This window comes from Spirosoma migulaei, assembly GCF_054776855.1.
The window spans coordinates 36,009-49,155 of sequence record NZ_BAAHBG010000001.1 but is presented as its reverse complement, the minus strand read 5'-3'; the positions used below and the strand labels follow the sequence as shown (position 1 = coordinate 49,155).

Here is a 13,147-nt window from a genome sequence, read left to right as displayed (position 1 = left end):
TCAGAAAGTATCTAAATCCGCATAGGTGCATCTAAAGAGATGGTATGGTACATTAGAATTAAATTTTTTATATAATATCGGCATTGTTTCCATTCCCTGATAATACGTAGCAAACAACGATTCTTCAAAGCTGCCTTCATGAGTTTGAAAAATAATAGCATCAAGTCCGCTCCAGTAACAAATGGATCTTAATTTTCGCATTGCCTGTTCGAATCTCTCGGATGAATGTGTTTTTAAATCGCCAATAAATAAATGCTGCCCACGAACTTTTATCCAAAATGTAGTGCCATAAAGGCTAATAAAAAAACTACCCATTTTTGTTTTATAATTTACAAATTCAGGTGTCCGATTTATGGTTAAATATTCATTACTATCAAATGAATTAAAGGGTTCAGGGCAACATTGATATCGCTTTAAACTTTTCTCTGCTTGCAGTGAAATCCATTCGCCCAAACCAATCCGGTTCGCCACTTTCCAGACTGGTATATGTCGTAACGTAATACTATAGTTTTTAAAAATACGCCCAACCTGATAGCCTAGTTTATTGACAGCAATCCCATACGAATTTTGATTAGGCAAACCTAAGACACCTGTTATACCTTCAGCAGGTAGTTGCCGAAACATATAGTCGTTCAAAACAGCCCATAAGCCTTTTTTTGCATAGTCGGGGTGCGTTGCAGAATCACAGGATTGTACGCCTGTATAAGCCTCTCCTTTGTATAATAGTGGGACTAACAAGCCCATTTGATGGCTGACTGCAAGGTCATCATCAAAAGCAGTATAACCCACATTATTAGTCCCTAAGAACTGAGTGGCATACTTTTTTTGTAAGGAATCCTGATTAAAATTTGCCCTCGAAGCGGCATTAAGCAATTTACTTATTGCCAGATAATGCGAACTATTCGATCGTTCAATCCGAAAACCATTCCAATTTTCGGTTACGGGTTTAGAGGTAGCGCTCATTCAGTAGGCACCAGATTTGGTTATTTACTGATAAAAATGGGTTATTGCCGAACCGTTTTTGTAATTCAGGTATCTGCTCATCTGATTCACAATTTAAATTTCCGGGTAACTGCCTGCGGTAGCCCAGCTCGTTTGCAGCTTTCACCACATCCAGATTATAGAGTCCATACGGAAAGGCAAACGAATCAATTTCGGTATTTGTAATACGCGTTAGCCATTGCTTTGAAAACCTCATCTCCTCAATGACTTCGTCAAGAGGCCTTCGGGTTAAGTCAGCGTGAGTATGCGTATGTGATCCAATGGTTGCATAAGGTGATTTTGCCATAGCAGCAATTTGCCCCTCCGTCATTTGCAAATAATAATCCTCAGGAAAGTCACTCATTTTCAGGCCTAATTGAGCTTCCATTTCCTGCATAAACTCTTCAATTTCACAGAATGGAAGCTTCCTCAATTCAAGATGCAACGGGTCAGCTTTTTTTTGGGAATAAAAAACCCTGTGTTGGTTTTGGCTGTAGCTTTCTCCTTTAAACACAAGGCGCTGGGCTTTAAAGCGCAACATGTCGTAAAAGTCCGTCCAAAGATAATCGTAGCCTTTCTCTCTAATGGCAGTGACAAAAAAGGTGGCCGGTACTTGATATTTTTCTAAAATGGGTAAAACACGTGTATAGTTATTTTTGTAGCCATCATCGAAGGTTAAAGCAATAGTCAGTCGGTCAGTTGGAAGTGTACTTTCATAATACTCCTTTAATGGTACAATATTGAAATTTTCTTTATAATATCGTATCTGTTGCTCAAATGAATACTCACTAATAAATCGGCTATTAAAGTCTTGTAAGCCCACAGCATCGACCCCATGATAGACCATAATACGTTTACCAGAAACATGTCTCAACAGCTGATCTTTCCCACCAACAGTACAAATAAGATCGTTGAGCGGATAACGTATTTTTCGATAGATCTTTTCGACGAATGCCTTCATCTCGACCACATCTTATGTTCAAATTAAGTATTTCCTAGAGCCCAGATAAATAAGCTTCTAAATATAGCAGAAAAGCACGATCAATTTGAATCGAAAAAACAAATGTTTAGTATAATTACAATAACATATAACAGAAAAGACCTTCTGAAAATTGCGATCAATTCCGTATTAGCGCAATCCTACAGTGATTTTGAATTTATTATTATTGATGACGGATCGACCGATGGCACCCGGCAAATGGTTACTGAGTTTATCGACTCCAGAGTTAGCTATTATTATGTAAATCATATTGGCTGGCTCTCTAAAATCAGAAACATTGGTCTAGCCAAATCGACTAGAAGTATCATTTGTTTACTAGACTCCGATGACTATTGGCATGTTAATTATCTTCAGGAATTAAGCAGTATTTACGCCAATAAGCAGATAAATTCTGTTATTTCAAATGCGTTAATCTTTAACAATACTACAGAAAAAACTTTATTTTATGCTTCAGAATTACTATTAGGTCCGGGGTATATTTTAACGTATAGATTAAAAAATCACTCTCCCCTTATTTACCCAAGTTGCTTCTCATTTCTCAAAAAACCAAACCTGCGATTTAATGAAAATTTAAAATGGGGTGATAACGATCTATTTTTACGTATTTTAGCTCTTGGAGGCACTTACATAAGCAAATCAGAGCTGGTTTTTATTCAAAAACATGACAAAAATATGAGTAACAATAAAACTAAGGATTCGCTATTTATACAGGCGTATACTGAAGAGTTTATTACACTTAATTATTTAAAAGATAATAAATTTATTAGTGGATATTTGTACAGAGAGACTTATTCAACTTACCTGTATAAACAAGGAAATAATTTTCTAGAAATTGGCCTCAAATCCGATGCGTGGTTAGCTTATCTGAAATCATTTATACTGTTTCCGCTAAGGCTAAAACCATTTTTCAAGCTCTTCTTAATCCACCGATATGTTTAGGCCAGGGCAAGTAGATAGTTAACAGGCACAAAAAAAGAGACTACTCGAATGGGTAGCCTCTTTTTGTACAAATTGCAACCAGTTGACACGGTGCGTTTACTGGTTTACATCCGACGGAACAAACGTACCCAACGACGCTACATACGCTTTACTGCCATCGGTAACCCAGGAATCTAACTGCGCGGGGTCTTTCATCTGCTGCCCACGGTATCGGGGAACCTCAATGTAGCCACACTTGACATCCGGTAGCGCCGACATATCGCTCCACAGTTTTTCAATTTGTGCAACTGGGTAAATATCTTCCTGCCCGTGTCCCCAGCGATATTTTACATCTTTTATAGTCACGTAGGTCGGAATCCGATGCGCTACACTTCGTACCGCTTTGGCCAGTTGAGCCTCATCTCCGGTTTGCAAATCGGCGCGCGTCAGGCCAAATAGTTGAAGGAGTAAGTCGATCTGAATCCAGGTTGTATTCGTATTGTAATAGCTCAGATTTAATTCATCCTCCTCTCGGGGTTGCGCTAACCCTTCTAACAGACGGAGCTGCCCATTAACCCGAGCCAATCCCCCCCCACGATCTTCAATACGGCGGGGAACAACCTCAAACGTAAGCGCATTGCCCGATTCGAGATGATACCCAAAAGCAGCCGGATCGATGTCGGCTCCGAGCGTATCAATATTATTCAGTATAATGGTTTCCACCTGCGGGTGCTCGGTAAGTAGTCGGGCCAGGGTTCCGTTACGCAACAAATTTGACACCTCATACCAGTGACCTAATGGCGAAAACCGTTGGGCAGCAATATTATCCACATAATCGGTGCCCTCTCCTTTTGATTTAGCCCAACTGATCATCGACTGGCGCACAGCATCCCGAACTTTTTGCTTATTTTCATCGAGCGCTTCCTGCGGCATCTCTTCCCATAAAAATCGCAGATCCCGCTCCATGGGTACAAACCGCTGCCCAATGGAACGACCAGGTGACAGGTAGGTTGGACCCTGGTATCCGAAATTACCCGTTTGCTCCAGTTTTTTTCGAATGGGTTCGTGCGTCAGATAGCTGGTGGCCACAATGTGCGGAATGGTAGCACCGTATTTTTCGGCCAGTTTCTGCGTTTTAGCCATGTGTATTTCCAGAAAGCTCCGATGTACACCCTCTATCTCGACAAAGGGGTTAATCGCTTTGATGACCCCAGCCCCTTTGGTCCATCGGCTGCCTACACCAGCCGCCAGATTCATAACTGCAACTTTACCCGCCCGAATGGCCTCTTCCCCAACGCTGGTTAACGACCCTAACGCTTCCAGTTGAGCAATATCTCTCGGCTGAACATCGTCAATCGTTGTTTCGGCCAGCAACCGGTTACGGGCTAATCCTATCCGGCCTTTTTGCAGTTCTTCCCGAATTTCTTCGTGCTGAATGTAATCAAACCCGTTTTGTTTCTTAATCCGATCCGCTTTTTCATTTTCAACACTTCGATTACTCTGCGATGTGGGGTCCGAAACGTTGAACAGGTTACTAATAATGGTTCGCAATAACGGATAGGCCAGGTTATTTTTTTCGCAGTAGGTGGTGAAGTAATCTATTTCCGCCCGACGAACATACGGGATCGTAGTTGGGTCTTTCCGAACCAGTTCCGATACATGAATGCCGTAATATTGCTCTGGCATCAGTGCTTCGTTTCCCTCGTGCAGAGTTGCCCATGTACCTTTCGGGTTGATACTCCAATTATATACCACTGGTTCCATGGCAAACGGAAGTGAGTCCGATAACTCCCGTTTGGTCTTCAGAAGAATGTCCAGCACCTGCATTTTGTAGTCTTCATACCTGGCAGGGTTAACAAACATCCCCATTCCCCCGCCCGACATTCCGCCGAGCATCAGGAAACCATAGTAATCGGATCCAAACTGCTTTTTAGCTTTGGCAATAATCTGTTCGGTAAAATAGGTTGAGGCCCAGGGAATGATCGTTTTAATGGGCCCTTCCCAGTTTCGGGCCGTATTGGCACCGAGCTTTTTAATATCTCCTTCCTTAATAGCATCCAGAATCGTATCGAAGATCTGATTCGTTTGCTGGCGCGCAGCCCATTCGTTATCACCCCGGAGCAGATATTTTTCGGATACCATTTCCAGGATCGGGCCAACGTTGGAGGCCATACCGCCATGCATAAGCACCAGCGAATTCATAATTTTATCCTGAATCTCGGGATGCACATCATCGCCCTGTAGTACGCGGTGACGCGGCAATAAAGTCCCCCGGCTAATACCGTATTCAGGATCGCCTTCCTGCGCAAACGTACCCTGAATGGCCTTGATTCCTGGCCAAACCCCACCAGAATCCTGCCAGCCACCGCCAGAGCCTCCAATCCACTCGCCCAGAATAGCCCGTGAGGCAACCAACCGTCGTTCACTTTCATCAAGCCCACCTTCCAGGTGTCGGGTTTGTCCCGTAGCACGCATCAGCAAACTAATGATTGACCCTAGCAGGTTGGTAGAAACGGCGAAGCGGGAACCCTTGGGAATGTCATTTACTTTTGTGACAAGTTCAATTCCCATTCCGGGAGCCACAATACGGGTCAGAATTTCCGCTAAGGATTGATTGGTCCCCTCAAACGATGGAGGAATTAGTCCGGAGGCAATAACCCCGGCTTTCACCAGACTCAGGTAATCATTACCGAAATTGAACAGATCGGCAAGGTCATGAATATCTTTGGTCGTATTTAAGTCAACACTGGTCAGGCGCAATACCGGCTCCGAAATAACCCGCACATAACAATGCAAGGGCGGGCGAATATCCTTGTCGCGACCAAACACGCCCAGGTCGATGGATGTATTAATGACGCGTGCACCTTCGGGATAATCCATCCCCAGAAAGAAGATATCAGACCAGCCGCTGTGCGTTAAGTCCATCCGGACGGATGTTTGCTCATGCAGAATTGGGTAGAAAAGGGAGTTCTCTGAACGCTGTAGCAGTTTTGCGTGCAACCGAATGGGGTGTTCGTCCTGATGCCCTACCCGAAACATCCACTGATTGCCTTTACTGGAACGAACGCTTTTCCGCACCTGATCGGCCAGCGTCTGGAACGATAACTGGTGGTAACTATCGGCCAATGCACTGAACAAGGTAGCATTTGGGCCATGTTTATCTAAATCCTGAAGGAACGTTGCAATAGCTTGCTCAAATCGGCGAGATAATAGATCCTCAAAGCCTGCATAGGGAATTTTGCCAATAGTTGGTGTTTCACTGGCTTCCATCAGGAAAAAGCGAAAACCGGCGTACAAGAAGAGAATAGATCTAACTTTATCGTATAAACTCGGCGTAGACTTTCTGAATTCATCCAGTTCACGCAGTGCTTTTAATAGGTTTTGAGTAGATAAATTTCGGCTTAATTCAAAAAAGGATCGATTACGTATAGCAGGGTCAGGAGAAGTAATTGTTTCTATAAGAACATTCATAGTAGCTTAGTTAGAATCCAGGTTGACATGTGGGCTCAGGGTTGATAAGGTTGCAAGTAATTACCTACTGAACGAGCTGGGTTTTTCGCGCATTGGTTTCGGCCAGGAGCTCTACCATGGTTGTTAGGGTTTCATCGTGGGCTACCCCTGCCAGTCCCAGGGCTATTTGAGCCCGTAAAAGACCTTGCCGTCCGCTTAAATCATACCGGTTCCCTTTCACTTCCAGGGCAAGGTACTTCTCCGTATCAGCCAACTCCTGTAAGGTGGGCGTAAGGGGGGTATTTGTTGAGCCCAGGGCTATATGTTTCTCAAGAATGTCAAAAACGGTAGGCGTAAGCACATGCATCCCAAAGAAACAGAGATAATAGCCAACTCGTAAACCAGGGGTTAGTAATTCAAGCTCCGCCAGGCTCAAGGATGGTTTTTCAATTAGCTTTTCAATTTGATAAACGCCTATCTGATTTGGCACATGTTTGCCCGTTAAGGTACCATATCGGCCTATTTGATGCTCAATGGTGGGGTTAACGGCCGATACTGAACAGTTTTCCTGGGTAGCCAGCTCAATTAGCTGGGCAGCACACCGTTTGCTGGTACTGTTCGAGACATACAGGTAATCCCCTAAGAGCAATAGAAAAGGCTCATTATCAACAAATTCTTTGGCACAATAAACGGCGTGACCATAGCCAAGGGGCTCTTTTTGTTCAGTAAACTGAACCCGGCTAATCAGATTATCAATTTTATCGGCTTCTTCTTTAGCCCAGTCAACACTTTTAAATGACTTAACTAAATTGTCGCGTAAGGATGTGAAGGCATTGATGTATCGCTCATCATCCCCTGGCGCACAAACAACGCAGATTTCCTCAATGCCGCTTAAAAAGGCCTCTTCGGCAATTGCCTGAATAACTGGTTTGTGCAAACCATCGATATCAATAACCGGTAACATAGCCTTCTGTATCGTATCAGCTACCGGATACAAACGTTCTCCGCGAGCGGCTGCGGTAATAACTGCTTTTCTTACTTTCATTTATCAAGATGTATGAATCATCGAATATAGGGGAACTACCTTTATTTAACCAAAGTGTATGTTACTGAAATGAGTTAATGAGCAAAAAAATTGCTTAGTGAACGGGTACAAAGAAATAAAATGGCAATCTATAAACAGTACAGCCCCATCAATAACGATGGGGCTGCTTTCAAATGGAATGGCGGTCTTATGGGTTAGCGTTCTTGTAAACGTAAACTTATGACTGAAAAATGGGGCTTCTGGTAACAAAAAAACGCCGACTCAATATGAATCGGCGTTTTCTAGTGTTCACTCTCCCTAAGAGTGTATAACTTGAAATTGACCAGTAATGGCCAGGCTTTTACCATTTACAGGCTTATATTGACTATAAACTTTAGACGTAAACTTGCTTGATAGGTAACGCTTGAGAACAAGATAAACTGCTGCTATTCTAAATAATAACTAATTGGCTAGCCGGGACACCTAATGACTGGTCGGTCGTTTTTTATCGGTGCTACTTTCACAAAAAGTTCTCCAGACCCGTTATCCAACTGCTATGGTTAGCCGGTAAACTATGTTTAATTTCTTCAACAAAAAATCCCCAAAGTGTGGATATATGACTACAGCAGTATATTCACCCATTAGGAATAGGGCTCCTTTTCTGCGTCTGTACCTACATTAACTACGCACTGGTTACACTGGCATGATTTTGTTAGGAAAAATACCATAACCGATGTTTATAAACCTTCTCCGTTTTTAAGCAACTGGTTTGTTCACGTTCCTACCTGTCTGCTTGAATGAACGCTACTTCACAAACCGAAACAAGTTTTGTACTTGCCTTACAAACACATCGTTCGTCTGACTTTTCCCTGCTATATAATGCCTATGCACCAGCCCTGTATGGGGTTCTTCTTCGCCTGGTCAATGATCCGGCTCGGGCTGAGGATCTTCTTCAGGATGCGTTTGTAAAAATATGGTCGAACAGTCATCAGTATGACCCCAAACAAGGTCGTTTGTTTACCTGGTTATTAACCATTACCCGGAACATAGCGATGGATGAATTAAGGGCAAGGAAGGTTCAGGTTAAGGCTGCTTCCTATCTCTACGAGCAATCGGAACAAACAACTGTAGCAAACGTTCCTGAGGGACCAGTTCATGGATCACTTCTGAATCATCTGGCCCCTAAATATCGGGCTGTCGTTGAGTTAATGTACTATCGGGACTACACGAGCCAAGAAGCCGCTGACCAACTAAAAATTCCTGTTGGAACCGTTAAAACGCGTATACGAACCGCATTACAACAATTAAAAGTACACTTTAACCAGGATATCCATCATTACCTGTCCTGGTATCGCGCTTAAGCACTTTCGGTACTTTAGTATATATTACCTACATGAGAAGCCCAATCTCAGTGGGTAAATCCCCAACATAGAATCGCCCGCTTAGCTCTCAGGTTAAGCGGGCGATTCTATGTTGATCACCTAATATGTACTAAGCCGCTTAGAATAGGTAACTATTTTTACCGCAACCCAGAGCCTATTCTCAATCTGGATAGCCTATATTAGCAATACCGAAGCTGCTCGGATTTAAACGTGTGTAATTAGTAGACCTGCGTTTGATCCAGCATCGGTTACTAAATTAAACGTAAAGGATTGACTCCTCCACCTACTTCATCAACTCCCCTTCGGCGTGGTATTGGTCGTTTTGACTTTATCGCCCTCATCATCAACATCACGATTGGCGCGGGTATTCTGGGACTGCCAGCAAAGATATACGCGTTGATCGGCACCTGGAGTTTGCTGGCCTACGGGGTTAGTGCGGCTGTAGTAACGCTCATTATACTCTGTTTTGCAGAAGTGAGTAGCCGCTTTAGCGGAACAGGTGGGCCTTATCTGTATACACGCATAGCCTTCGGTCCCTTAGTTGGCTTTGAGGTTGGCTGGTTGTTCTGGCTGTCACGCATGGCTGCATTTGCCTCCATTTGCAACCTTTTTGTTAGCTACGCATCCCTCTTCCGGCCCCAGTTGGGAGAGGGATGGGAGCGCACCGGTCTGATGACGGTATTGGTTGTTGGTCTGGCTACCATCAACTACATCGGCGTAAAGCAGTCGGCGCGGGTAAATACCCTGTTTACAATCAGCAAATTGCTGGCCATTGGCTTATTTGCCATCGGGGGCTTGTTCTTTGTGGATACAAACGCGTTTACATTCCCTCAACTCCCTACTTATACACCTTTTTCACAGGCTGTACTCCTACTGATTTTCACGTTCTCTGGCTTCGACGTGGCGGCTATTCCGTCCGGCGAAGTGCAACAGCCGCAACGAACCATCCCGCTTTCCCTGCTGGTATCTATTGGGACAGTAGCTGTGCTATTCATGGCGGTCCAGATCGTCTGCATCGGAACATTACCTGATTTAGCCCATTCTGAGCGGCCCCTGGCAGATGCAGCCGGACAGTTCATTGGTCCAAAGGGGGCCCGGCTGATCACCATCGTGGCCTTAGTTACGGCACTGGGCACCCTCCATGCCCTGATGCTGACTGGCCCCCGACTCCTGTTTGCGATGGCGGAACAACAGCAGCTACCCAACTGGTTAGCAACCACTCACCCCCGTTTCCGAACACCTTATGTAGCTATTTTACTGACGGCCTCTCTCCAGCTCCTGCTAGCCGTTACGGGCACGTTTCTCTATGCTCTCACACTCAGCACCCTTATCCGCCTTTCTTATTATGCGCTAACCTGTGCAGCTCTACCGTTACTTCGCCGACGGACTGATGTACCCATGGCGCAATTCCAGATAGCGGGTGGAGTGGTGATCGCAGGGCTGGCCGCGTTGCTTTGCGGTTGGTTGCTGAGTAACAGTTCAGGACGCGAAGCGCGAGACGCAGCGATTGCCGCTGCGGTGGGTTTGACTATTTTCGCGGTTAACAAACGGTTCAGGATCAAGAAACTAAAATGAATAATATCGTACGAATCACATTATCCATTATTCATTTTACATTATCCATTACATAGTCCGGATAACTCATGCTTCATCAACCTATTGCCTCTGTACCTGCCCGAACAACCGAACGTGTTTGTGAAGTTGCCTGGTTTTCCGATCTCTGTGGTGAAGACACCGAATTTATAAGCATTCGCGATCCTGCCCGCAGCACATTTTCGCACTGCCGCGACATTGCCCTAACCGCCGAACGATTAGGATTTAGCAATCTTCTCCTGCCAACCTCCTACATGATAGGGCAGGAAGTAATTCCCTTTGCAGCGGGTGTTGCCCCTGATCTTCACCGGATTAATCTTCTCACGGCTATTCGTTGCGGAGAGATGCACCCACCCATGCTCGCCCGGACACTGGCGTCCCTCGATCAGATGCTCGAAGGTCGGCTGACAATCAACATTATCAATTCCGATTTGCCCGGCTATCGGGAAGACGCCGATTTTCGGTACCAGCGTTGCGCCGAAACAATTCAGATTCTGAAACAGGCCTGGTCGTCTGATCGCATCGAACACGACGGGCCAGTCTATGGCAAAATTTCCTTAGCAACTGACCCAGTCAAACCCTACCAGCAAAACGGTGGACCACTACTATACTTTGGCGGAACATCGGATGGAGCACGGGACGTTTGCGCCCGCTACTGCGATGTATTTCTGATGTGGCCCGAAACCGAGGAGTTACTGTATGCCAACATGCAGGATGTTTCAGAACGGGCAGCTCGCTACGGTCGGCAAGTAGATTTTGGATTACGCATTCATCTTATCGTTCGCGAAACCGAGGCCGAAGCCCGCGCCTGGTCCCGGCACATCATGTCGAAGTTTGACCCCGTTCGCGGGGCCGCTATGAAAAACGCATCGCAGAGTTCCTGGTCACTGGGGGTCCGGCGGCAAAACGAACTCCGCGAAGGAGCCGACACCAACGGATTTGTGGAACCGCTACTCTGGACCGACATTGGCAAAGCTCGTTCGGGAGCGGGTGGTGCTTTAGTGGGCAGTGCCGATCAGATCGTCGAAAAAATAAATCGCTATATGGATATGGGGATACGGGCCTTTATTTTCTCCGGGTATCCCCTCATCGAAGAAGCGGAGTGGTTTGCCCGCCTTGTTCTGCCTCGCTTACCCAATACATCCCTGTCGCGGTTACAGGGCCGCACCCCGGTTAGGCCCGAAACTCATGAGCCGTCTTGATGGCCATTTGCAAATTCTGAATCGGGATATCCGTACGGACGGTGCAATTAGCACCTAGAATCACCTGGGTTGGTGCATCCTTTAGGACCAGTTCCACAGCTTTCTTAACATCGGCTGGCGTACCAGTCGACAGCACCCCATGCCGGTCAATACCGCCCATAACCGGCCGTTTAAATAGATCAGCCGCCTGCGTGAGCGATAGGGGTTTGCCTTCTGCGGCAAGCGGCACATTCACGATCTGGCCGGGGTAGTCGTGAAAGCGGGGACCAAATTCGGCGTAGGCACCCTCGTAATCGCAAACATGCAGGATATTGAAGGGTGTCAGCTGCGCTACTTCTTTCTGAATCAACATATCATAGTTCTTAATCACCCGATTAAACAACGTACGATCGGCTACCGCACTGGCCTCCCCACCCTGCGAACAGGTGTAGAAACCATCCACCCCAGCGCGTACAGCCGCCCGTACATAATTCATGACCGAGAGCGTAACATTTTCCATACCCCGGCTTACCGCTTCGGGATCTTCCTGCACATGCTTCAGTAACGTCTCTTTGGGCACAGCCTGTTTAGCCATCTGGTAAGGCGAATACATCGTTGGCAGGATCAATGCCTCCGCCTTAGCCGCCTTCACCAACCCCTTGATGATATACAAACTAGGCGCAAACCACTCCTCGGTAAGGACCGGAATTTTTGCCCAGTCATCTGCCGTTTTCACCTCCGGTAGTTGAGGGTAGCTTTGCTCAAACTGGATCTTCACGAAATCCATGCCCGTAGCCCGGAAATAATCAAGATGAGCCTTGATGGCAGCATCGCCCGTTCGCTGTTCGGGCGGGAAGTGCAGGAAAAAGCCAGCCGGGATGTAGTTTGGGTTACCTGACTTATCAAGTACCTGCACCATCAACTCACGCTTCGATTTGGCAGGCGCGTTTGGCCGGGAAAACCCCTCTGACAAGGGCCCAACGGAAGCCACAGCCAATGCAGAAGCGCCAATAAACTCCCGCCGACTGATAAAGTTTGATACCATTTTCTTCATATTATTTGAGACTATTACTTGTTCAGAGGATACCATACTATTCCTGATGAGTAATTCGGGACAAGGCCATTTCGCTTCGAAAAGCAAGTATACTGATTATAAACAACAACCCAAGACAATATACTGATTAACAGATAATTACCCTAAAGTCTATCGAGTTTTACTGTTTGTAGCGGCCTTATTATTGCATTAATCAATTATAATTTTGATCGCAATAAAGACAAAATCTTTTTTCTACAAAATTTATAGATCAAGTTTGGAAATATAAAAATAGCCGCTTTACCTTTATAGCATCTTACAATTACTACTGCTCCAGCAGCCCGGCTGCAAAGTAGCTGTGGATTTATAGGGAAAGGGGGAGAGACAGGCTCTGCGAACCCTTAGCAACTTGCCAGTTGGTGATAGTGCTAACCTGCCTACCTAGTTAGGAACTATAAATTTACAACCGCCCTGGCGGACCGCCATGTCTAGTCAATTTTCGTCCCGAAACGCAGAACCTATTATGAATCTGCATCCTGTAGCACAACCGTCTTGTTGCTGTTGTCAGTAACTAGTTCTTGCTGA

The 13,147-nt window shown here is 45.6% G+C and carries 9 protein-coding genes and 1 riboswitch; of the genes, 4 read left to right on the top strand and 5 right to left on the bottom strand.

Translation table 11 applies throughout. The features are described from left to right. Positions 1-963 carry a GNAT family protein gene (locus ACYVGO_RS00165; RefSeq protein ID WP_460966599.1) on the bottom strand — a complete coding sequence of 321 codons (963 nt, stop codon included), beginning with the start codon at positions 961-963 and terminating at the stop codon, positions 1-3. Further along, the gene (locus ACYVGO_RS00160; protein ID WP_460966597.1) at positions 947-1,942 is read right to left on the bottom strand and encodes a polysaccharide deacetylase family protein; all 996 of its coding nucleotides are present in this window, start codon (positions 1,940-1,942) and stop codon (positions 947-949) included. Before ACYVGO_RS00160 ends, ACYVGO_RS00165 begins: the two co-directional genes overlap by 17 nt. A 102-nt stretch (positions 1,943-2,044) precedes the next feature. Between ACYVGO_RS00160 and ACYVGO_RS00155 the strand changes: the two genes are divergently transcribed. Next, a complete protein-coding gene (locus tag ACYVGO_RS00155; RefSeq protein ID WP_460966595.1) occupies positions 2,045-2,920 on the top strand; it encodes a glycosyltransferase family 2 protein in 876 nt (291 codons plus the stop codon). A gap of 96 nt (positions 2,921-3,016) precedes the next feature. Here the strand turns inward: ACYVGO_RS00155 and ACYVGO_RS00150 are convergent, their stop codons facing one another. Together ACYVGO_RS00150 and ACYVGO_RS00145 are read right to left on the bottom strand one after the other, a co-directional pair. Further along, a complete protein-coding gene (locus ACYVGO_RS00150; RefSeq protein ID WP_460966593.1) occupies positions 3,017-6,370 on the bottom strand; it encodes a UTP--glucose-1-phosphate uridylyltransferase in 3,354 nt (1,117 codons plus the stop codon). Positions 6,371-6,434: 64 nt separating this feature from the next. Then, positions 6,435-7,394: a UTP--glucose-1-phosphate uridylyltransferase gene (locus ACYVGO_RS00145; RefSeq protein WP_142774094.1), complete on the bottom strand. Its 960-nt coding sequence runs from the start codon at positions 7,392-7,394 to the stop codon at positions 6,435-6,437. Between the two features lie 776 nt (positions 7,395-8,170). On the opposite strand from ACYVGO_RS00145, the gene ACYVGO_RS00140 reads away from it, so the two are divergent. The 3 genes from ACYVGO_RS00140 to ACYVGO_RS00130 all read left to right on the top strand — a co-directional run bounded on the left by ACYVGO_RS00140 (position 8,171) and on the right by ACYVGO_RS00130 (position 11,550). After that, positions 8,171-8,734 carry an RNA polymerase sigma factor gene (locus ACYVGO_RS00140; RefSeq protein WP_142774095.1) on the top strand — a complete coding sequence of 188 codons (564 nt, stop codon included), beginning with the start codon at positions 8,171-8,173 and terminating at the stop codon, positions 8,732-8,734. 291 nt (positions 8,735-9,025) lie between these two features. After that, a complete protein-coding gene (locus tag ACYVGO_RS00135) occupies positions 9,026-10,330 on the top strand; it encodes an APC family permease (RefSeq protein ID WP_460966592.1) in 1,305 nt (434 codons plus the stop codon). A 68-nt stretch (positions 10,331-10,398) separates the two neighbouring features. Beyond that, positions 10,399-11,550 (top strand): LLM class flavin-dependent oxidoreductase, encoded by a 1,152-nt coding sequence (locus tag ACYVGO_RS00130; RefSeq protein WP_460966590.1) that lies wholly within the window; start codon positions 10,399-10,401, stop codon positions 11,548-11,550. Here the strand turns inward: ACYVGO_RS00130 and ACYVGO_RS00125 are convergent. After that, entirely contained in the window at positions 11,522-12,574 is a 1,053-nt protein-coding gene (locus ACYVGO_RS00125; protein ID WP_460966588.1) for a uroporphyrinogen decarboxylase family protein, read from the bottom strand. The two genes, ACYVGO_RS00130 and ACYVGO_RS00125, sit on opposite strands and share 29 nt — an antisense overlap. 349 nt (positions 12,575-12,923) lie before the next feature. Beyond that, positions 12,924-13,023, top strand: a riboswitch (SAM riboswitch). Positions 13,024-13,147: the final 124 nt, after the last annotated feature.